The sequence below is a fragment of the Streptomyces sp. NPDC054961 genome, assembly GCF_053609145.1.
In genome coordinates this window covers 115,770-136,859 of record NZ_JBSGWY010000021.1, presented here as the reverse complement: position 1 = coordinate 136,859, position 21,090 = coordinate 115,770, and the positions used below count along the sequence as shown (strand labels likewise).

At 72.9% G+C, this 21,090-nt stretch carries 17 protein-coding genes; 8 read left to right on the top strand and 9 right to left on the bottom strand.

Going from position 1 to position 21,090, the window contains the following annotated elements; genetic code table 11:
* Window positions 1–225 precede the first annotated feature (225 nt).
* Entirely contained in the window at window positions 226–3,384 is a 3,159-nt protein-coding gene (ileS, locus tag ACWF9Z_RS20400; RefSeq protein ID WP_453603924.1) for an isoleucine--tRNA ligase, read from the bottom strand.
* Between the two features lie 621 nt (window positions 3,385–4,005).
* On the opposite strand from ileS, the gene ACWF9Z_RS20395 reads away from it, so the two are divergent.
* The 5 genes from ACWF9Z_RS20395 (at window position 4,006) to ACWF9Z_RS20375 (ending at window position 8,620) form a co-directional block, all read left to right on the top strand.
* Window positions 4,006–4,743 (top strand): TraR/DksA family transcriptional regulator, encoded by a 738-nt coding sequence (locus ACWF9Z_RS20395; RefSeq protein WP_453603922.1) that lies wholly within the window; start codon window positions 4,006–4,008, stop codon window positions 4,741–4,743.
* A 183-nt stretch (window positions 4,744–4,926) separates the two neighbouring features.
* Window positions 4,927–5,490 (top strand): signal peptidase II, encoded by a 564-nt coding sequence (lspA, locus tag ACWF9Z_RS20390; protein WP_453603920.1) that lies wholly within the window; start codon window positions 4,927–4,929, stop codon window positions 5,488–5,490.
* Between the two features lie 41 nt (window positions 5,491–5,531).
* Window positions 5,532–6,473 carry an RluA family pseudouridine synthase gene (locus ACWF9Z_RS20385; protein ID WP_453603919.1) on the top strand — a complete coding sequence of 314 codons (942 nt, stop codon included), beginning with the start codon at window positions 5,532–5,534 and terminating at the stop codon, window positions 6,471–6,473.
* Window positions 6,470–6,943: a GNAT family N-acetyltransferase gene (locus ACWF9Z_RS20380; RefSeq protein ID WP_453603918.1), complete on the top strand. Its 474-nt coding sequence runs from the start codon at window positions 6,470–6,472 to the stop codon at window positions 6,941–6,943. Before ACWF9Z_RS20385 ends, ACWF9Z_RS20380 begins: the two co-directional genes overlap by 4 nt.
* Window positions 6,944–7,027: 84 nt before the next feature.
* Complete coding sequence (locus tag ACWF9Z_RS20375) at window positions 7,028–8,620, top strand: Na+/H+ antiporter (protein WP_453603916.1); 1,593 nt, start codon at window positions 7,028–7,030, stop codon at window positions 8,618–8,620.
* A gap of 45 nt (window positions 8,621–8,665) precedes the next feature.
* On the opposite strand, the gene ACWF9Z_RS20370 is transcribed toward ACWF9Z_RS20375, so the two are convergent.
* Both ACWF9Z_RS20370 and ACWF9Z_RS20365 read right to left on the bottom strand, forming a co-directional pair.
* Window positions 8,666–9,676, bottom strand: a complete 1,011-nt coding sequence (locus ACWF9Z_RS20370; RefSeq protein ID WP_453603937.1) for an SDR family NAD(P)-dependent oxidoreductase — start codon at window positions 9,674–9,676, stop codon at window positions 8,666–8,668.
* Window positions 9,677–9,719: 43 nt separating this feature from the next.
* Window positions 9,720–10,910, bottom strand: a complete 1,191-nt coding sequence (locus tag ACWF9Z_RS20365) for a UDP-N-acetylglucosamine--N-acetylmuramyl-(pentapeptide) pyrophosphoryl-undecaprenol N-acetylglucosamine transferase (RefSeq protein ID WP_453603914.1) — start codon at window positions 10,908–10,910, stop codon at window positions 9,720–9,722.
* A 73-nt stretch (window positions 10,911–10,983) separates the two neighbouring features.
* On the opposite strand from ACWF9Z_RS20365, the gene ACWF9Z_RS20360 reads away from it, so the two are divergent.
* Together ACWF9Z_RS20360 and ACWF9Z_RS20355 are read left to right on the top strand one after the other, a co-directional pair.
* On the top strand, window positions 10,984–11,667 hold the full coding sequence (locus ACWF9Z_RS20360) for a response regulator transcription factor (protein ID WP_453603913.1): 684 nt from the start codon (window positions 10,984–10,986) through the stop codon (window positions 11,665–11,667).
* A 125-nt stretch (window positions 11,668–11,792) separates the two neighbouring features.
* Window positions 11,793–13,169, top strand: coding sequence for a sensor histidine kinase (locus ACWF9Z_RS20355; RefSeq protein ID WP_453603936.1), 1,377 nt, complete (start codon window positions 11,793–11,795; stop codon window positions 13,167–13,169).
* A gap of 120 nt (window positions 13,170–13,289) precedes the next feature.
* Here the strand turns inward: ACWF9Z_RS20355 and ACWF9Z_RS20350 are convergent, their stop codons facing one another.
* Complete coding sequence (locus ACWF9Z_RS20350) at window positions 13,290–14,387, bottom strand: mechanosensitive ion channel family protein (protein WP_453603911.1); 1,098 nt, start codon at window positions 14,385–14,387, stop codon at window positions 13,290–13,292.
* On the opposite strand from ACWF9Z_RS20350, the gene ACWF9Z_RS20345 reads away from it, so the two are divergent.
* Entirely contained in the window at window positions 14,386–14,955 is a 570-nt protein-coding gene (locus ACWF9Z_RS20345) for a dienelactone hydrolase family protein (RefSeq protein WP_453603910.1), read from the top strand. The genes ACWF9Z_RS20350 and ACWF9Z_RS20345 overlap by 2 nt on opposite strands.
* Window positions 14,956–15,046: 91 nt before the next feature.
* Here ACWF9Z_RS20345 and ACWF9Z_RS20340 read toward each other — a convergent pair whose 3' ends face one another.
* The 5 genes from ACWF9Z_RS20340 to ACWF9Z_RS20320 form a co-directional block, all read right to left on the bottom strand.
* Entirely contained in the window at window positions 15,047–16,006 is a 960-nt protein-coding gene (locus ACWF9Z_RS20340; RefSeq protein WP_453603934.1) for a zinc metalloprotease, read from the bottom strand.
* Between the two features lie 223 nt (window positions 16,007–16,229).
* A complete protein-coding gene (locus ACWF9Z_RS20335) occupies window positions 16,230–17,912 on the bottom strand; it encodes an alkaline phosphatase D family protein (protein WP_453603908.1) in 1,683 nt (560 codons plus the stop codon).
* 134 nt (window positions 17,913–18,046) lie between these two features.
* Window positions 18,047–18,844, bottom strand: a complete 798-nt coding sequence (locus ACWF9Z_RS20330; protein WP_453603906.1) for a DsbA family protein — start codon at window positions 18,842–18,844, stop codon at window positions 18,047–18,049.
* Window positions 18,845–18,909: 65 nt separating this feature from the next.
* Window positions 18,910–19,599 (bottom strand): hypothetical protein, encoded by a 690-nt coding sequence (locus ACWF9Z_RS20325; protein ID WP_453603905.1) that lies wholly within the window; start codon window positions 19,597–19,599, stop codon window positions 18,910–18,912.
* Window positions 19,600–19,758: 159 nt separating this feature from the next.
* A complete protein-coding gene (locus ACWF9Z_RS20320; RefSeq protein ID WP_453603903.1) occupies window positions 19,759–21,084 on the bottom strand; it encodes a DUF2252 domain-containing protein in 1,326 nt (441 codons plus the stop codon).
* Window positions 21,085–21,090: the final 6 nt, after the last annotated feature.

The following is a 21,090-nucleotide window of genomic DNA, read 5'->3' as shown; positions in this document are numbered from 1 at the left end:
GTCCGGGACTCCGGGCCTCAAGCGCCGGTGGGGCTGGGTGGTGGGCTGTCCGGGACTCCGGGCCTCAAGCGCCGGTGGGGCTGGGTGGTGGGCTGTCCGGGACTCCGGGCCTCAAGCGCCGGTGGGGCTGGGTGGTGGGCTGCCCCGGGGGTCGTGCCTCTGGCATCGGCGGGGACGACTGTGGCCCGGCGCCCGCAGGGGGGGCCGGGCCACGGAGCGTGCGTGTTACGCCTTGCGGAGGCGGAACGTCAGGGCGAGGGACTCGTCCGTGAACGGGTCGCCGTACGAGGCGTCGGCCTCGGCGGCGGCGAAGTCCGTCGCGAGGACCTCGTCGGAGATGAGGCCCGCGTGGTCGGTCAGGGCCGTCACGACCTCCGGGTCCGTCGCGGACCACCGCAGGGCGATGCGGTCCGCGACGTCCAGGCCCGAGTTCTTCCGGGCCTCCTGGATCAGGCGGATCGCGTCACGCGCCAGCCCCGCCAGCCGCAGCTCCGGAGTGATCTCCAGGTCCAGCGCCACCGTCGCACCCGAGTCCGAGGCCACCGACCAGCCCTCGCGCGGGGTCTCCGTGATGATGACCTCCTCCGGGGTGAGGGTGACGGGCGAGCCGTCGACCTCGACCTCGGCGGAGCCGCCGCGCAGCGCCAGGGACAGGGCCGCCGCGTCCGCCGCGGCCACGGCCTTCGCCACGTCCTGCACGCCCTTGCCGAAGCGCTTGCCCAGCGCCCGGAAGTTCGCCTTCGCCGTGGTGTCCACCAGGGACCCGCCGACCTCCGACAGGGAGGCCAGGGAGGAGACGTTCAGCTCCTCCGTGATCTGCGAGCGCAGCTCCGCGGACAGCGCCTCGAAGCCCGTCACCGCGACCAGCGCGCGCGACAGCGGCTGGCGCGTCTTGACGCCGGACTCGGCCCGCGTCGCGCGGCCCAGCTCCACGAGGCGGCGCACCAGCAGCATCTGCTGCGAGAGGACCGGGTCGATCGCCGCGGCGTCGGGGACCGGCCACGTGGACAGGTGCACCGACTCCGGGGCGTCCGGGGTGACCGGGACGACCATGTCCTGCCAGACCCGCTCCGTGATGAAGGGGGTCAGCGGGGCGAGGAGGCGGGTGACGGTCTCCACGACCTCGTGCAGCGTGCGCAGCGCGGCCGCGTCGCCCTGCCAGAAGCGGCGGCGCGAACGCCGGACGTACCAGTTGGACAGGTCGTCCACGAAGGAGGAGAGGAGCTTGCCGGCGCGCTGGGTGTCGTACGACTCCATCGCCTCGGTGACCTCGGTCGTGAGGGCGTGGAGTTCCGAGAGGAGCCAGCGGTCGAGGACGGTGCGGTCCGCCGGGGCCGGGTCCGCGGCGGAGGGGGCCCAGTTCGACGTGCGGGCGTACAGGGCCTGGAAGGCGACGGTGTTCCAGTACGTGAGGAGCGTCTTGCGGACGACCTCCTGGATCGTGCCGTGGCCCACGCGCCGCGCCGCCCACGGGGAGCCGCCGGCCGCCATGAACCAGCGGACCGCGTCCGCGCCGTGCTGGTCCATGAGCGGGATGGGCTGGAGGGTGTTGCCCAGGTGCTTGGACATCTTGCGGCCGTCCTCGGCGAGGATGTGGCCCAGGCAGACCACGTTCTCGTAGGACGACTTGTCGAAGACGAGCGTGCCGACGGCCATCAGGGTGTAGAACCACCCGCGCGTCTGGTCGATGGCCTCCGAGATGAACTGCGCCGGATAGCGCTTCTCGAAGATCTCCTTGTTCTTGTGCGGGTAGCCCCACTGCGCGAACGGCATCGAGCCCGAGTCGTACCAGGCGTCGATCACCTCGGGAACGCGGACGGCCTCGAGGGAGCAGTCCTGCGCCGTGCAGGGGAAGGTGACCGCGTCGATGTACGGGCGGTGCGGGTCCAGGTTCGAGTGGTCCTGCCCGGACAGCTCGCTCAGCTCGGCGCGCGAGCCCACGCAGGTGAGGTGGTTCTCCTCGCAGCGCCAGATCGGCAGCGGGGTGCCCCAGTAGCGGTTGCGGGAGAGCGCCCAGTCGACGTTGTTGTTCAGCCAGTCGCCGAAGCGGCCCTGCTTGACCGAGTCGGGGAACCAGTTCGTCTTCTCGTTCTCCCGCAGCATCGCGTCCTTGACGGCGGTGGTGCGGACGTACCAGGACGGCTGCGCGTAGTACAGCAGCGCGGTGTGGCAGCGCCAGCAGTGCGGGTAGCTGTGCTCGTAGGCGATGTGCTTGAAGAGCAGGCCGCGGGCGTCCAGATCGGCGGTCAGCTTCTCGTCGGCCTTCTTGAAGAAGACGCCGCCGACGAGCGGGACCTCCTCCTCGAAGGTGCCGTCCGGGCGGACCGGGTTCACGACGGGCAGGCCGTACGCGCGGCAGACCGCGAGGTCGTCGGCGCCGAAGGCGGGGGACTGGTGGACCAGACCGGTACCGTCCTCGGTCGTGACGTACTCGGCGTTCACGACGTAGTGGGCCGGGGCCGGGAAGGCGACGAGCGAGAACGGGCGCTCGTAGGTCCAGCGCTCCATCTCCTTGCCCGTGAAGGTCTCGCCGGTGGCCTCCCAGCCCTCGCCGAGGGACTTCTCCAGCAGCGGCTGGGCGACGACCAGCTTCTCCGAGTCCTCGCCGCCGGCACGGCGGGCGACGACGTAGGTGACCTCGGGGTGCGCGGCCACGGCCGTGTTGGACACCAGGGTCCAGGGGGTCGTCGTCCAGACCAGCAGGGACGCCTCGCCCGCGAGGGGGCCGGAGGTCAGCGGGAAGCGGACGTAGACCGAGGGGTCGACGACCGTCTCGTAGCCCTGCGCCAGCTCGTGGTCGGAGAGGCCGGTGCCGCAGCGCGGGCACCAGGGGGCGACGCGGTGGTCCTGGGTGAGCAGGCCCTTGTTGAAGATCTCCTTCAGCGACCACCACACGGACTCGACGTACTCGGGGTCCATGGTCCGGTAGGCGTCGTCCAGGTCGACCCAGTAGCCCATCCGGGTCGTGAGCTCGGTGAACGCGTCGGTGTGGCGGGTCACGGACTCGCGGCACTTGGCGTTGAACTCGGCGATGCCGTACGCCTCGATGTCCTTCTTGCCGTTGAAGCCCAGTTCCTTCTCGACGGCGAGCTCGACGGGCAGGCCGTGACAGTCCCAGCCGGCCTTGCGGGCCACGTGGTAGCCGCGCATGGTGCGGAAACGGGGGAAGACGTCCTTGAAGACCCGGGCCTCGATGTGGTGCGCGCCGGGCATGCCGTTGGCGGTGGGCGGGCCCTCGTAGAAGACCCACTCGGGGCGGCCCTCGGACTGCTCCAGGGTCTTGGCGAAGGTCTTGCTCTCGTGCCAGAAGTCGAGGACTCCGTGCTCGAGGGCGGGCAGGTCGACCTGGGCGGGAACCGGGCGGTACTGCGGCGGTGTGGTCATGAGGCTGAACTTTCCTCCGGCGGGGTGTCACTTCCGTCCGGAGGGACGAGGGCCGCCCTTCCCTGGATCAGGGACCGGCTGCTCCCGCGGTACCACCCTCCTTGGCCTCCGGACGTGTGGTCCGAGGGCCCCCTCATTGGGGTGCGAAGCCGGTTCTACGTGCCGACGGGCGCCCGAGCGGGCTCCGTGCGGCCTTCTTCCGGCGGCTCCGGGGTGATCCTTCGCATCGCGCTCGCCCCCGGGCTCTCACCGTCCCCGGGTCGCTCCTGGCTGCGTCCGACGCTACTCGTCCCCATCCATGCCTTTCGCTGGGGCCAGTGTACGGGCCGGGACGCGGGTCGGCAGACCGGTTTCCGGGGCGTGGCGCGGGGGTGCGGACGGGGGCGCGGGAGGTGGCGCGCGAGGCGGCGCGGGCGGGGAGCCGGGTGACCCGAATGGGCGCGAAGGGCCGGGCCGGGGTGTCGTGGGGCGGGAGGGGCGGATTACCGGGCTCCCGGCTGGGCACAACGGATGCAGGTTGACCTTGACGGATGCGTGCCCCGTTGCCGTGGGTCCGGAGTCGATTTATCGTTCCGGCACGATTCGCGAGCAATTATCACAGTATGTGAAGGGGCCGCGGCCATGGTGGCGAAGAAGACCGCCGGGAGTACTGCCAGGAAGGCTGTCGGAAGGGCTGCGCAGGAGGAGCCGGCGGCGCAGCCGGCGAAGAAGAAGGCCGTGGCCGGGAAGGCGCCGGCGCCGGCCAAGAAGGCCGCCGCCGTCAAGAAGACGGCCGCCGTCAAGAAGACGGCCGGGAAGAAGGTCACGGCCAAGGCGGCCGGGACCGAGGGGGCGGCGCAGGCCGCGCCAGAGACGGGAGCCCGGAAAGTGGTTGCCAAGAAGAGCACCGGCACGGCCAGGAAGACGGCCGCGACCGCGACCAGCGGGCTGCCCAAGGCGCGGGCCGTGGCGGGCCTGGCGCCCGGCGAGCTCGCCGTACGGCCCGGAGAGGACCCCTGGACCCCGGAGGAGGTCGGTGAGGCCCGCAGCGAGCTGATGAGCGAGGTGCTGCGGCTGCGCGCCGAGCTCGACGCCTCCGAGGCGGCCATCTCGGGCCTGATGCGGGACTCCGGCGACGGCGCGGGGGACGACCAGGCCGACACCGGGACCAAGAACATCACCCGGGAGTCCGAGCTGGCCCTCGCGGCGAACGCCACCTCGATGCTCGAGCAGACCGAGCGGGCCCTGGAACGGCTCGAGGCGGGCACGTACGGCATCTGCGAGAACTGCGGCCAGCCCATCGGCAAGGCCAGGATGCAGGCCTTCCCGCGGGCCACGCTGTGCGTGGACTGCAAGCAGAAGCAGGAGCGGAGGCACTAGGCGCCCGCCGCCCCCACCGCCCCCGCGGCCGGGCGCGCCGGCGGCGGGCAGGGCCGGGCGGCATCCGTGGGCAGGGCGGCGGCCGAAGGAGACCCTGACGTACCCTCGTGTCTCGTCAGGGTCCGCAAACGAACCTGGCGGGACGGTCGGCATACCTGGTTCGGGCTAGTTCGAGGGACTCACGTGGCAGAGGTGGAGCGCATCATCGGTACGCCGGAGGTCGGCGAAGACGGCACCGAGCCGGAAGCCGCCGCGCCCAGGGGGCGGCGACGGATCGTCGCGCTGCTCGTCGTGGCCGTCCTGGCCTACCTGCTCGACCTCGGCAGCAAGATGCTGGTCGTCGCGAAGCTGGAGCACCAGCCGCCGATCCACATCATCGGCGACCTGCTCAAGTTCGAGGCGATCCGCAACCCCGGCGCCGCCTTCGGCTTCGGCGAGGCCTTCACGATCATCTTCACCTGCATCGCCGCCACGGTCATCGTGGTCATCGTGCGTCTCGCGCGGAAGCTGTACAGCCTGCCGTGGGCGATCGCGCTGGGCCTGCTGCTGGGCGGTGCGCTGGGGAACCTGACCGACCGGATCTTCCGCTCCCCGGGCGTCTTCCGCGGTGCGGTCGTCGACTTCGTCGCACCCGCCCACTTCGCGGTCTTCAACCTCGCGGACTCGGCGATCGTGTGCGGGGGGATCCTGATCGTCCTGCTGTCGTTCAAGGGTCTGGACCCGGACGGCACCGTCCACAAGGACTGATCGCGGGACCGGGCGTCTGTCCGGTCCTGCATACTCGACAGGTGAGTACGATTCCCGAGATCCGCACCCTGCCCGTTCCCGATGGCCTCGAGGGCGAGCGCGTCGACGCCGCCATCGCCCGTATGTTCGGTTTCTCCCGGACGAAGGCGGCCGAACTCGCGGCCGCGGGGAAGGTGTCGGTCGACGGCAGTGTCGTCGGGAAGTCCGAGCGCGTGCACGGTGGCGCCTGGCTCGAAGTCGAGATGCCCGAACCGCCGCGGAAGGTCGAGCTCGTCGCCGAGCCCGTCCCCGGGATGGAGATCGTCCATGACGACGACGACATCGTCGTCATCATGAAGCCGGTCGGCGTCGCCGCCCACCCCAGCCCCGGCTGGACCGGTACCACCGTCATCGGCGGCCTGGCCGCCGCCGGCTACCGCATCTCCACCTCCGGCGCCTCCGAGCGCCAGGGCATCGTGCACCGCCTCGACGTCGGCACGTCCGGCCTGATGGCTGTCGCGAAGTCGGAGCGCGCGTACACCTCGCTGAAGAACCAGTTCCGCGAGCGGATCGTCGACAAGCGCTACCACGCGCTGGTGCAGGGCCACCCGGACCCGATGAGCGGCACGATCGACGCTCCGATCGGGCGCCACCCCAGCGCCGACTACAAGTGGGCCGTGACCCAGGAGGGCAAGCCCTCCGTCACCCACTACGACCTGATCGAGGCGTTCCGCGCCGCCTCGCTGCTGGACATCAAGCTGGAGACCGGCCGCACGCACCAGATCCGTGTGCACATGGCCGCGCACCGCCACCCCTGCGTCGGGGACCTGACCTACGGGGCCGACCCGACGGTGGCGAAGCGGCTCGGGCTCACCCGGCAGTGGCTGCACGCCGTGCGGCTCGGATTCGAGCACCCCTCGGACGGCCAGTGGGTGGAGTTCGAGAGCACGTACCCGGCGGACCTGCAGAACGCGCTGGACGTGATCCGGAAGGAAAGCGAGTGACGGACGCACCCGCCGTCCGGGTGCGGGTCGCCGTGACGGAGGCCGACCTGAAGGCCTGCTTCGCCGTGCGGACCGAGGTGTTCGTGGTGGAGCAGTCCGTGCCGGAGTCGATCGAGTACGACGCGTACGACGCGGGTGCGGTGCACGTCCTGGCCGAGGGGCCGGACGGGACGCCCCTGGGGACGGGCCGGCTGCTGCACGGGCCCGGGGCCCTGGGCAAGACGGGTTCCCCCGAGGTCGGCTCCCTGGGCCGGCTGGCCGTCGTCAAGTCCGCGCGCGGACTGGGCGTCGGGGTCGCGCTGGTACGGGCCGTCGAGGCGGAGGCGGCGCGGCTCGGCCTGGCCGCCGTCGACCTGGGCGCGCAGACGCACGCGCTGGGATTCTACGAGCGGCTCGGGTACGAGGCCTACGGGCCGGAGTTCGAGGACGCCGGGATCCCGCACCGGGCGATGCGGCGCGCGCTGCCGTAACCGCGGCCGGGGCGGGCGCTGCTGCTGCCGCCGCCCAGCCCGCGCCTCGGACACCGGCGGGCGCGCGGATGACAGGGTGAGCGGGTGGATCAACTAGCTCTGCTGTTCGTGTTGTTGCTCGGGGCCGTGGTGACCGTGCCGCTCGGGAACCGGCTGGGGCTGCCCGCGCCGGTGCTGATGACGCTCGGCGGGGTCGCGCTCGCGCTGGTGCCCGCCGTGCCCAACGTCGAGGTCGCACCCGAGTACATCCTGCCGCTCGTGCTGCCCCCGCTGCTCTACGCCTCCGTGCAGCGGACCTCCTGGCGCCAGTTCGCCGCCAACGTGCGGCCCATCCTGCTGCTGGCCGTCGCGCTCGTGTTCGTGACCACCGCCGCCGTCGCCGCCGTGGCGCACACCGTCGTACCCGGACTGCCGATCGCCGCCGCCCTGGCACTGGGCGCGCTCGTCGCGCCGCCCGACCCCGTCGCCGCCACGGCCGTGGCCGGGTCGCTCGGGATGCCCCGGCGGATGGTCTCGATCCTGGAGGGCGAGGGACTCTTCAACGACGTCACCGCCATCGTGCTCTACCACGTGGCCGTCGCCGCCGTCGTGAGCGGGAGCTTCTCGTGGCCCGACGCGCTCGGGGAGTTCGTGCTCTCCGCCGTCGTCGCCGTGGTCGTCGGGCTCGCGCTGGGCTGGGCCGCCCACCGGCTCATGGGACGGCTCGACGACGCCACGCTCCAGATCGGGCTGACGCTGCTGGTGCCGTTCGTGGCCTACACCCTGGCCGAGGAGTTCCAGGGGTCGGGGGTGCTGGCCGTGCTGACCACGGCCCTGTACCTCGCCGAGTACGCGAGCGACGCCGACGACGTGCTGGGCCGGCTGGCCGGGCACACCTTCTGGGAGGTCGTCGACACGCTGGTCACGGGCGTCGCGTTCGGCCTGATCGGACTGGAGCTGCACAACGTGTTCGGCGTCGCCCGCGGCCGGGAGTGGGAGATGGCCGGATGGGCGGCGGCCGTGGTCGCGGTGGTGATCGGCGTACGGCTGGCGTGGCTGCTGCCCGCCGGCTGGCTGGCGAAACGGCTGCACTCGCGGCGCGACTACGACGAGGAGATCCCGCTGAGCTGGCGGGAGTCCGTGGTGATGTGGTGGGCCGGGATGCGGGGCGTGGCCTCGGTGGCGCTCGCCCTGGCCATCCCGCTCCGGACGGACGCCGGCGAGGCGTTCCCCGGCCGGGACGAGACCATCTTCATCGCCTTCGCCGTGATCATGGTGACCCTGGTGCTCCAGGGGCTGACCCTGCCGTGGCTGGTCCGCCGGCTCGGCGTGGAGGCCGACCCCGACGCGGAAGCGGAGATCGCGCGGGCCCTCGCGATCCGCGCCGCCAAGGCCGCCAAGCGGCGGCTGAAGGAGATCGAGGAGGAGGAGGACCTCCCCGAGGACCTGGTGGAGACGCTCTACCGGCGGGCGTACGACGTGGGGGCGAGGATCAGCCCCGACATGGTCGACGAGGAACGGCGCGAGGCGTACGCGAAGCGGGTGGAGCGGATCCGCGACATCCAGCGCATCCAGCGGGAGATGATGTCCGCCGCCCGCCACGAGGTACTGGCCGCCCGGAGCGAACCCGGCGCCGATCCGGAGATCGTCGACCGGGTGCTCCGGCATCTCGACGTGCGCAGCCTGCGTAGCCCGTAGCCCGTAGCCCGTAGCCCGTGGCCCGTAGCCGTGGCCCGACCGTTCCTACACCTGGTAGCGGTCCGGGGCGAAGAGGTGGAGGTGGTCCGCTATCCAGTCGGAGGTGCGGGTCAGGCCCTCGTGGAGCGAGACCTCGGGCTTCCATCCGGCCCACTCGCGGGCCCGGGTGTTGTCCGACAGGAGGCGCTGGACCTCGCTGCCCGAGGGGCGCAGCCGGGCGGGGTCGACGACGACCTCCGCGTCCCGGCCCGACGCCGCGATCAGCGCCCCGGCCAGGTCCCCGATGGAGATCTCCTCGCCGGCGCCGAGGTTGACCACCTCACCCAGCGCCCGGTCGCACTCCGCGACCGCGAGGAAGCCCGCGGCCGTGTCCGTCACGAAGGTGAAGTCCCGGGTGGGCGTCAGGGACCCGAGGCGGATCTCCCGGGCGCCCGAGTGGAGCTGCGCGAGGATGGTGGGGATCACCGCGCGCGCCGACTGGCGGGGGCCGTAGGTGTTGAACGGCCGCACCACCGTCACCGGCAGCTCGAACGCGTGGTGGAACGACAGCGCCATCATGTCCGCGCCGATCTTCGACGCGGAGTACGGGGACTGCGGCTGGAGCGGGTGGCTCTCGGAGATCGGGGCCGTCAGGGCGGTCCCGTAGACCTCGCTGGTGGACGTGTGCACGAGGCGGCGAACGCCGTGACGACGGCAGGCCTCCGCCATGTTCTCGGTCCCGGTGACGTTGGTCTGGACGTACGCGCCGGGGGAGGCGTAGCTGTACGGGATCCCGATCAGCGCCGCCAGGTGGAAGACGGTGTCGCAGCCGGCCACCGCGTCGCTCACCCGGCCCGCGTCGCGGACGTCGCCCGCCCACATCTCCACCGGGCCGTCCGGATCGGCCAGGTACTGGGCCAGGTGGCCCTTCTCCGCGTACGGCTTGTAGTGCACGAAGGCGCGCACCTTCGCGCCCCGCGCCACCAGCAGGTCGACCAGCGTCGAGCCGATGAAGCCCTCCGCGCCCGTCACGAGGACCGTCCTGCCGGTCCAGTCCGTCGTCGCCGGAGTCGTCATGGGCGTCGTCATCGGCGTCGTCATCGGTGTTGCCTTCGTCATATCAGCTCCAGGGGGTGGGAAGGGGGGAGGGGGAGGGGAAGCCGGCCACGTGCAGCACCTGCTCCGCCAGCAGTTCGGCGGCCCGCGCGTGCGGGCCCGGGTCGGCCGCGCCGGCCATCGCGGAGAGCCGCGCCGGATCGGCCAGCAGCGGGGCGAGCAGCTCCGCGAGCCGGCCGGCCGTGGTCTCGGCGTCCGGCAGCAGCAGCCCGGCGCCCGCGTCCGACAGCACGCGGGCGTTGTGCGTCTGGTGGTCGCCCGGGGCGTACGGATAGGGGACGAGGACGGCCGGGACCCCGGTCGCCGCGAGCTCCGCCACCGTCGCCGAGCCCGCCCGGCACACCACCAGGTCGGCGGCCGCGTAGACCAGGTCCATCCGGTCCAGGTAGGCCGCGGCCCGGGCGATCCGCAGCCCGCCCGAGGCCGACAGCCGCGCCTGGGTGTCCGCCAGCGCCGCCGGACCCGTCTTGATCAGCAGCTGTACGTCGTCCCGCGCCTGCCAGGCCTCCGCCAGCCCGGCCGCGGCCTCGGTGAGGCGGACCGCGCCCAGGCTGCCGCCGTTGAAGACGACGAGCTTGCGGCCGTCCGGCACCCCGAGCTCGCGCCGGGCCCGGAGCCGCAGCACCGCCCGGTCCTCCCGGGACCGCCCGGCCAGGCCCGCGAGCGCCGCCGAGATCGGCATCCCGGTGGTCAGCGCCCGCTCCCCGCCCGCCAGGTGGCCGCGGCTGCGGTCGAAGGCCACGGCCATGTGCGGGGTCAGGCGGGCGGCGAACTGGTTGGCCCGGCCGGGCACCGCGTTGGACTCGTGGATCACCGCCGGCAGCCTCGCCATCCGGGCCCCGAGCACGGCGGGCGCGCTCGGGTAGCCGCCCATGCCGACGGCCACCTGCGCGCCCTGCGCCCGGATCACGGCCCGCGCCTGCCCGGCCGAGCGCAGCAGCGCCGCCGGGAGCAGGTAGCGCTTGGCGCCGAGCGCCGGATCGAAGGGGATCATGTCGACGGTGTGCAGGCGGTAGCCGGCGGCGGGGATCAGCTCGGTCTCCAGGCCGCGTTCGGTGCCGATGAACGAGACCACGGCGTCCGGGACGGCGGCGCGCAGCGCCTCGGCCAGGGCCAGCCCGGGGTAGATGTGACCGCCGGTGCCGCCCGCGCCGATCACGACGGAAAGTGGTGAACGTGAGGGTGAGGTGCTCATGTCCGCACACTCCCGGTGCGTCCTAAGAACGTTCTAAGAGGTTCTTCGGTAACCATTTGGCAGGCTTTGCGGCATGCAGCGGATTCTGGTGGTGGACGACGAGCCCGAGGTGCGGGCGGCCGTCGAGGACGGCCTCGCGGTCGAGGGGTACGAGGTGCGCGGCGCGGGCGACGGCCTGGCCGCGCTGTCGGAGGTGGCGCGCTGGCAGCCCGACGCGCTGGTCCTCGACGTGATGATGCCGGTGCTGGACGGGCTCGGCGTGTGCCGGCAGCTCCGCGCGGTGGGCGACCGTACGCCCGTACTCGTCCTGACGGCCCTCGACGCGGTGAGCGACCGGGTCGACGGGCTGGAGGCCGGGGCCGACGACTACCTGGTGAAGCCGTTCGCGCTGGACGAGCTCGTGGCGAGGGTCCGGGCGCTCCTGAGGCGGGCCGCCCCCGAACCGGCCGGCTCCGCGCCCGAACTCTCCTACGGGGACCTGGTCCTCGACCCGCAGACCCGCACCGGCCGGCGCGGCGGGAGGCAGCTGGAGTTCAGCCGCACCGAGGCGGCCCTCCTGGAACTGCTCCTGCGCCACCCCGGGCAGGTGCTGCCGCGCGAGCTCATCCTGGAACTGGTGTGGGGGCGGGACTTCGGGCCGGACTCCAACTCCCTGGCCGTCTACGTCGGCTACCTGCGGCGGAAGCTGGAAGCCGGCGGCGAGCCCCGGCTGGTGCACACCGTGCACGGGGTCGGCTACCGGCTGGACACCGCGTGAGCGGCGCGGGGGGCGCGGGGGGTACGGGCGGTAGGGCCGGTGCCGGGGCCGGTGCCGGGGCCGGTGCCGGGGCCGGGGCCGAGGGCGGGCGCGGGCTCGCGGCGGCATGGCGGCGCAGACGGCCGCTGCGGACCCGGCTCGCGCTCGCGGCGGCGGCGGCCGTCGCGCTGGTCGCCGTCGGCGTGTGCGCGGCGGCCTACTTCGTCGTGCGGGACGCGCTGTACCGGCAGCTCGACCTCAACCTCACCCAGGCGGCCCGCCTCGCCGCCCAGCGCAACCCCGACTCCGGGCCCGGGACCCTGAGCGGGGAGTGCCGCTTCCTGGCGGCGCCCGCCTGCGCGGAGGTGGTGCCGGCCGATCCGGCGAAGGACCCCGCGGCGCCGTACCTCCTGCCGGTGGCCCCCGCCGCGCGGGCCGTCGCGGCGGGCAGGAAAGCCCCCTACTACACCAGCATCGTGCACGCGGGGCACCCGGCGCGGATGCTGACCACCGACTACACCCCAGGGCGGTCCCTGCAGGTGGCGCTGCGGGCGGACAGCGTGGAGGACGCCCTGGAGGAGGCGGCGTGGTGGCTGGCGCTGACGGGGGCGGCGGGCATGCTGATGGCCGGACTGCTCGGCTACTGGGTCGCGCGGACCGGCCTGGCACCGGTCACCCGGCTCACCGCCACCGCCGAGCGGATCGCGGCGACGCGCGATCCCCGGCACCGGATCGAGCTGCCGCCGCCGGGTCCCGGCCGGGGCGCGGAGGACGAGGTCACCCGGCTCGCCGGGAGCTTCAACGCCATGCTCGGCGAGCTGGAGCAGTCCGTGACCGCGCAGCGCAGGCTGGTCGCCGACGCCTCGCACGAGCTGAGGACACCGCTGACGGCGCTGCGGACGAACGCGGAGCTGCTGGCGCGCGGGGACCGGCTGACGCCTGAGCAGCGGGAGCGGGCGTCGCTGGCGCTGGGGCGGCAGCTGCGGGAGGTGACGGGGCTGGTCAACGACCTGATCGAGCTCGCCCGGGACGAGGAGCCGCAGCTGCTGGTGGAAGAGGTGCGGCTGGCCCCCCTGGTGGAGTACTGCGCGGGGGCGGCGCGCTCGCACTGGCCGGGGGTCTCGTTCCGGGTGCGGACGGAGGAAGCGGTGGTGGCGGGGGTGCCGGCGCGGCTGAGCCGGCTGCTGGGGAACCTGCTGGACAACGCGGCGAAGTTCAGCTCGGGAGCGGTACGGGACCGGGGGGAGCAGGGCCACCGGGCGGAGGTGGAGATCCAGCTGGCGGTCCGCGGCGGGTGCGCGGAGGTGACCGTACGGGACCACGGGCCGGGGATCTCGGAGGCCGACCTGCCCTACGTCTTCGACCGGTTCTACCGGGCGGGGGCGGCGAGGGCCCTGCCCGGGTCGGGGCTGGGGCTGGCGATGGCGCGGCAGATCGCGCGGGCGCACGGGGCCGAGCTGACGGCGGAAGCCGCTGCCGGCGGGGGCGCTCTGTTCCGGCTCACGTTCGGGGCCGCGGGCTGAGCCGGGCGCGGCGGGCCGGATCCCGCGGGGGCCGTCGCGGGGCCGCCGCCCCGGTCCTTCCCGGCCGCCGCCGCGAGGCGGCCTCCGACGGGTGCGGCGCCCGGACCCGCGGCCCGCGCCTCAGGCGCCGGCGGGGCCGGAACCGTCCGGCGGAGGGACGGCCGCGGAGGTGGTGATGCGGGGGAGGGCGTAGGGGTGGTGGTCCGTCAGCCAGGTGATCAGGCGCTCGCGGACCGCGCAGCGGACCGTCCAGATGTCGTCGGAGTCCTTCGCCGTGACCACCGCGCGGACCAGGACCGTGTGAGGGGTGGTGTCCGTGACGGCCAGGGAGGCGGCGCGGCCGTCCCATTCCGGGATGTCCTCCAGGATCCGGGGGAGCTGCTCGCGCATCAGGGCCACCGGGGCGCTGTGGTCCAGGTGCCAGAACACCGTGCCCGTCATCTGCGCACCGCCGCGCGACCAGTTCTCGTAGGGCTTGCTCGTGAAGTACGACACCGGCATCGTGATCCGGCGCTCGTCCCAGGTGCGGACGGTGAGGAAGGTCAGGGTGATCTCCTCGACCCTGCCCCACTCCTTGTCCACGACCACCGTGTCGCCGATCCGGACGGTGTCGCCGAAGGCGATCTGGAGTCCGGCGAAGAGGTTGCCGAGCGCGGACTGGGCCGCGATGCCCGCCACGATGCCGAGGACGCCCGCGGAGGCCAGCATCGAGGCGCCGACCGCCCGCATCTCGGGGAACGTGAGCAGCATCGCGCCGGCGGCCACCACGATCACCACCGCCGTGACCACCCGGTGGATCAGCGTGACCTGGGTGCGGACCCGGCGGACACGGGCCTCGTCGGGGTGGTCGGCGGCGTACCGGGCGTAGACGGAGTCCACGACGGCCGTGGTGATGCGCACGAGCAGCCACGCGGCCGCGGCGATCAGGACCAGGGTCAGTGCCTGGCCCCAGCCGTCCCGGCGGCGGTGCACGCCCTGGAGCAGCGAGGCGGCCAGGACCAGCAGGAACGGCGGGCGGCAGCGGCGCAGCAGCCCCCACAGCGGGGTCTCGCTGTGCCGGGCGTCGGCGCGGCGCAGCAGCAGGTCCAGCAGCCAGCCCGCGATCAGCGTGACGGCCAGGGTGCCCGCGGCGACCGCGACCGGGCGCAGGAGGGAGTCCGTGTCCACGGAGGCCAACGTAGCCGGAGGCGTCCACGGGAGCTGGCACGATGGAGGCATGAACATCATGCTTTTCCACTCGACCTATGGGCTGCGGCCCGCGGTGCGGGAGGCGGCCGACCGGCTGCGCGCGGCCGGGCACCAGGTCCAGGTGCCGGATCTCTTCGAGGGACGCACCTTCGAGACCGTCGAGGAGGGCATGGCCCACCAGGACGAGATCGGCCGTGACGAGCTGCTCAAGCGCGCGGTGCTGGCCTCGGCCCCCTACTCCGACCAGGGGCTGGTCTACGCCGGCTTCTCCTTCGGCGGTTCGATCGCCCAGCACCTGGCGCTCGCCGACGAGAAGGCGCGCGGGCTGCTGCTCCTGCACGGGACGGCCGACCTGGAGGAGGACGCCGCGGTCGACGAGCTGCCGGTGCAGCTGCACATCGCGGACCCGGATCCGTTCGAGCCGCACGACTGGCTGACCGCCTGGTACCTGCGGATGCGGCGGGCCGGGGCGGACGTGGAGGTCCACAGCTACCCGGGAGCCGGGCACCTGTTCACCGACCCGGGCCTGGACGACTACGACGCCGAGGCCGCCGAGCAGGCCTGGACGGTCGCCCTCGGCTTCCTCGACAGCCTGTAGCGGAACGCGCGGACGGGGCCCCTCTCGAGGGGCCCCGTCGTCATGCGTGCGTCAGAGCGGTGATGCGGTGGCGCGGTGATGCGGTGGTGCGTCAGGCGCGGTACGCCGTCCACATGCTCTGCATGCGGGCCACCTGGCCCGCGGTGAACTGGTACATGCAGGAGTCGTACGTGTAGTCCATGAAGTTGTGGATCGGGTCGACGCCGCTCGCCGTGCAGGTGTCACGGCCGGTCGGGCACTCGAAGGCCGCGCTCTTCTCCGCCGGGGTGTCGGAGACCGAGTCGCCGCTGCCCGAGCAGCCGCCCTGGAAGGTGTGGTAGAGGCCGAGCCAGTGGCCGACCTCGTGGGTGGCGGTGTCGCCCTGGTTGTAGTTGGTGGCCGAGCCGCCGGGGATCGACGAGTTGAGGATGACCACGCCGTCCATCTTGGGCTGGGAGGCGTAGGAGCTGGGGAAGGTGGCCCAGCCGAGCAGCCCGCCGCCGAGGTTGGCGGTGTAGAGGTTCAGCGCGTTCTTGCCGCCCTTGCGCAGGGCGTTCTTCATGTTCTTCTCGGCGGTGGTGCCGTCCGAGACGTTGTACCAGGTGGAGTTGTTCGTGTAGTCGGTCCCGGCGAGGGAGAACTGGAAGCCGGAGTTGACGTTTCCGGTGCCCTGGCCCGCGTAGGCGGCGTTGAGGACCGAGATCTGGCTGTTGATCTGCGCGGCCGTCAGGTTTCCGGTGGTGCCGGAGGTGATGACGTGCACGTACACCGGGATCGTGGTGGTCGCCGCGGCGGCCGACGGGGCGGCCTGCAGGCCCTGGTTCATGGCGTTCGCCGCGGCGAGCTTCTTCGCCAGGTCGGCGTCCATGGCCTTGGCCTGGGCGTCCGTGAGCTCGTTGGCGTCGGCGGCGTGCGCGTCCTTGGGACGGGCGGCACGGGCGTTCGCGGACGCGCCCGTGGCCTGTTCGGCGCAGGCCTCGGCCGGGGTCTTGGCGGCGGCTGCGGCGGCGACGGTGGTGGGGGCCGTCAGCGGGGCGAACGCCAGGGTGCCGGCCAGCAGGGCGGAGCCCATGATGCCGCGGCGGAGAAGGGGGGATATGCGGGCAAGAGCGCGCACGTGTGCTCCTCGCGAGTGGGGGGTATGACGGGAAGGATCTCGTCACGTTGGCGCGAAGCTTACGTGTGCATGACATAAAGAGGTCAAGGGCTGTACGTAAAAGATTTGTTGCTTCTGATGGCGAAGGGGCACCTGGTCTGCACCAGATGCCCCTCCTGGCAGGAAATTTGACGGGGTGTCAGCGCACCGGCTGGTCGGCCCGCTCCACCTTCTGCGTACCGTTCAGCGTCCGGTAGGAGCGCTGCCAGGCGCTGGTGGCGTCCTGGCGGCGCTTGTCGGAGACCGCGTAGTAGTCCATCTGCGAGCGCTCGGCCGTCACGTCCAGGACCCCGTATCCGTGGGCGTCCATGTCCAGCCACTTCACGTGCCGGTTGGCGGCCTTGATCGCCGCCTCCGCGACCAGTGAGGCCGTGTCCGCGGGCACGTGCAGCAGGTCGTCGATGTTGTCGGAGGTCACCGAGGTCACCACGAACTCCACGCCCGCCGACCGCGACCACGGATAGGTGGCCGCCGTCACCGGCACGTCGTTCGCCCACGCCATGTGGATGTCGCCCGTCAGGAACACGGTGTTGCGGATCCCGCGGTCCGTCAGGTGGCCCAGCAGCTCCTTGCGGTCGTCCGTGTACCCGTCCCACTGGTCCACGTTGATCGCGAGCCCGCCCTGCGGCAGGCCGAGCAGCTCCGTGAGCGGCTCCAGCAGGTGCGCCGGCAGCGAGCCGAAGGCCACCGGCGAGATCATCACCGAGGTGCCCACCAGCTTCCAGGTCGCCTGCGAGCCCGCCAGCCCGGCCTTCAGCCAGTCCAGCTGCGCCCGGCCGGTGAGCGTGCGCTCCGGGTCGTCCACCGCGCCGCTGCCGATGGCCGCCTGCTGCGAGCGGAAGGTGCGCAGGTCCAGCAGGTGCAGGTCGGCGAGGGTGCCGAAGCGCAGCCGGCGGTAGACGGTGCCCTCGGTGGAGGTGCGGACGGGCATCCACTCGAAGTACGCGCGGCGGGCGGCGGCCGCGCGGGCCGCGAACTCGCCCTCGGTGGCCGGATCGTGGTTCTCGGCGCCGCCGGACCAGGCGTCGTTGGCTATCTCGTGGTCGTCCCAGATCGCGATGACCGGGTGGGCGTGGTGCAGGGCCTGCAGGTCCGGGTCCGTCTTGTACGCGCCGTGGCGGGTGCGGTAGTCGGCCAGCGTGAGGATCTCGTGCGTCGGCTGGTGCTGCCGCACGACGTACTTCGCCTCGGGGTAGCCGCCGGTCTTGTACTCGTAGATGTAGTCGCCCAGGTGCAGGACCGCGTCCAGGTCCGACCGGGCGGCCAGGTGGCGGTACGCCGAGAAGTAGCCGGACTCCCAGTTGGCGCAGGAGACCACGCCGAAGCGGACCCCGGCGGTGGTGGTCTCGGCGGCCGGCGCGGTGCGGGTGCGCCCGACCGGGGAGGCGGCGCCGCCCGCGCTGAACCGGTACCAGTACGCCGTCTGCGGCCGCAGCCCTCGTACGTCGGCCTTGACGGTGTGGTCGGAGGCGGCGCTCGCGGTGACGGAACCCCGCGCGACGATCCGGGAGAAGGCCTTGTCCTCGGCGATCTCCCAGTCCACCGCGGTCGCCGGGCCCAGGCCGGAGCCCGGTACGGCTCCGTCGGCGGGGGTCACGCGGGTCCACAGCAGGATTCCGTCGGGGAGCGGGTCGCCGGAGGCGACGCCGTGCAGGAAGGCGGGGGCGGCGGCCGCGGCCGTGGCGGCCCGGGCGGTGCCGGCGGCCAGCGCGGTCATCGGGGCGAGCGCCGCCGTGGCGGCGGCGGCCAGCACGACCGTGCGGCGGCGAGGAGCCGGCTCGGGGGCCGACTCGGGTGCGGGGGAGGAGAGTTGACTGGTCACGGATCATCATATTACCGACGGGTATGGCGTCCGGAACAGCCCGCGAAAGCAACGGGCGGGCGAACTCGAGGAGTTCGCCCGCCCGTCGGCCCGCAGGCCTCTCAGTGCGTCCGCCGCCCGGCGGGGAGGGTGCCTCAGCCGGCGATGGCCTTGTCGATCGCCGCCGTGAACGCCTCGGGGGACTGCGGCAGCGGGTCGATCTTCTTGCCGTCCATCTTCAGGGTGGGCGTGCCCGTCACACCGCTCTTGTCGAAGGCCTTGGACATCTCCAGGGCCCAGCGGTTGTACGTGCCCTCCGTGACGTCCTTCTTGAACGCGGCGTTGTCCTTGAGCGCCGGGACCTGGTCCGCGACGGACAGCAGGTAGTCGTCCTTGGCGAACTTGTCGTCCTTCTCCTCCGGGTGGTTCGCCGCGGAGTAGAGGGCCGTCTTGTACTCCAGGAAGGCCTCGGGGCTGACGTTGAGGGCCGCGCCCAGCGCGCTCAGGGCGTTCTTCGAGCCGCTGCCCGGGAAGCCCTTGTCGAGGAAGGTGGCGCCGATGTACTGGATCTTGTACTTGCCGGCATCGATGTCCGTCTTGACCTGCGCGCCGACCGCCTGCTCGAAGGTCGCGCAGATCGGGCAGCGCGAGTCCTCGTACAGCTCCAGGGTCTTCTTGGCCTCGGCCTTGCCTATGACCACGGTGGTGCCGTTCTCGCCCGTGGTGTTCTTCGGCTGGACCAGGGCCGCGTCGGCCGCCTTCTCCCACTCGCTGGGCTTGTTGGCCTGCACGACCAGGTAGCCGACGCCGCCCGCCAGGGCGAGGGCGCCGACGACACCGGCGGCCACGAACACCTGACGGCGGGCCTTGGCCTTCTTGGCCTGCTTCTCGCGCTCGGCGCGCAGCTTCTCGCGGGCGGCGGCCTTGTTCGCCTGGCTGTTGCGTGCACTCATGGTGATCTCCGTGGAATGTCGCCCCGGACGGGAGCCGGGTGAAAGGGGGGAACTGTCCGCGTACGTCAGGCGCGAGCGAGCGCGCCGGGTGTGCGAGGAGGTCCCCGCCGTCCCACGGAGTGCGCCGGGAACCGCGTACGGTGCCCCGTGCCCGGGAGCGTCGGCCGCGCCGCCCGCACCGCCGGTGCGAAGGCGCCGGCCACCCGGGCGGCGGCCAGCCGCAGCGGCCGGACGGCGGAGGCGGCCGCCGCGCTCAGCAGCCGGCCCAGCGCCCGCTCGCCGTGCCGCAGCCACACCGAGGCGAGCAGTCCGACCGAGACGTGCGCGCCCAGCAGCAGCCAGGGCGTCCACGGTCCGGGCGCGGCCAGCAGCGCCACCGGGTCGGCGGCCTCGCCCGCCCGGGCCAGCGGCCCGCCCACCGGCGTACCGCCGCACAGGCCGGCCAGGCCGAGGGCGTGCAAGGGGCCCGAGACGGGGCCGCCGGCGGGTCCGTAGCAGAGGTGCTGGCCGGCGTTGAAGACGGTGTCGGCGGCCAGCTCCAGCGGGACGAGCAGCCCGGCGATGGGGCCGAGGCCCCGCTCGCGCCCGGCCAGCGCGTAGGCGATCGCGAACACGGTGGCGAAGGACCCGCCCACCAGGGCGGGAGGCAGCGGCACCCGGGACATCAGGATGTGCGAGCCGGCCGAGAGCAGCACGACGAACGCGCTGAACAGCGCGGCCCGCAGCCCTCGTAGCCCTACCCCGGATATGTCCATCGCCGCGAGTGTGCCATGCGTCCCTGTGGGCGAGGAGCCGCAGGTCCCGATCCGGGCACCGGGCATCCCTTTCAGAGGGGTTTGCACCATTCGTCGCCCGTGGCCCGGCCGCCCGTGGCCCGGCCGCGGGAGGCCGGGCAGGGCGGCCGGTGCGCGGACCTACGGCGTGATGCGGCCGTTGCGGAAGAGGTCCACGAAGATCTGGTGGTCGGCCCGCGCCCGCGCCCCGTAGGCGTGGGCGAAGTCCACCAGCAGCTCCGCGAAGCCCTCCTCGTCGGCGGCGATGGCCGCGTCGATGGCCCGCTCCGTGGAGAAGGGGACCAGGGTCTGGCCGCTCTGCTGCTCGTCCGCCGCGCCGTGCATGGTCGCCGTCGCCCGGCCCAGGTCCGCGACCACGGCCGCGATCTCCTCCGGGTCGTCCAGGTCCGACCAGTCCAGGTCCACCGCGTACGGGGAGACCTCCGCCACCAGCTGCCCGGACCCGTCCAGCTCGGTCCAGCCCAGCCACGGGTCGGCGTGCGCCTGCAGCGCCCGCTGCGAGATCACCGTGCGGTGTCCTTCGTGCTGGAAGTACTCGCGCACCGCCCGGTCGGTGATGTGCCGGGACACGGCCGGGGTCTGCGCCTGCTTGAGGTAGATCACGACATCGTTCTCCAGGGCGTCGCTGTGCCCCTCCAGCAGGATGTTGTACGAGGGCAGGCCGGCCGAGCCGATCCCGACGCCCCGGCGGCCCACCACGTCCTTGACCCGGTAGGAGTCGGGCCGGACCAGGGACTCGTCGGGCAGCGTCTCCAGGTAGCCGTCGAAGGCGGCGAGCACCTTGTACCGGGTGGCCGCGTCGAGCTCGATGGTGCCGGGCCCGGGGGAGAAGCGGCGCTCGTAGTCGCGGATCTCGGTCATCGAGTCGAGGAGGGAGAAGCGGGTGCGGCTGCGGGCCGCGCGCAGGGCGTCCAGCAGCGGGCCGTCGGCGGTGTCCAGGGTGAAGGAGGGGACCTCCTCGTTCTTCGCACCGGTGGCCAGCGCGTGGATGCGCTCGCGGTAGGCCGCCGCGTAGGTCCGCACGAGCTCGCTGATCTGGTCGTCGCTGAGGGCCTTGGTGTAGCCGATCAGGGCGACGGAGGCGGCGAACCGCTTCAGGTCCCAGGTGAACGGGCCGACGTAGGCCTCGTCGAAGTCGTTGACGTTGAAGACCAGCCGGCCGTTGGCGTCCATGTAGGTGCCGAAGTTCTCGGCGTGCAGATCGCCGTGGATCCACACCCGGCCGGTGCGCTCGTCCAGGTACGGGCCGCCGTGCCGCTCGCGCTCCAGGTCCGCGTAGAAGAGGCAGGCGGTGCCCCGGTAGAAGGCGAACGCGGAGGCGGCCATCTTCCGGAACTTGACCTGGAAGGCCGTCGGGTCGGCGGTGATCAGCTCACCGAACGCGATGTCGAACACGTCGAGTATCTGCTCGGCGCGCTGCTCGTCGGTCGATTCGGGAACCGCCATGGCGGG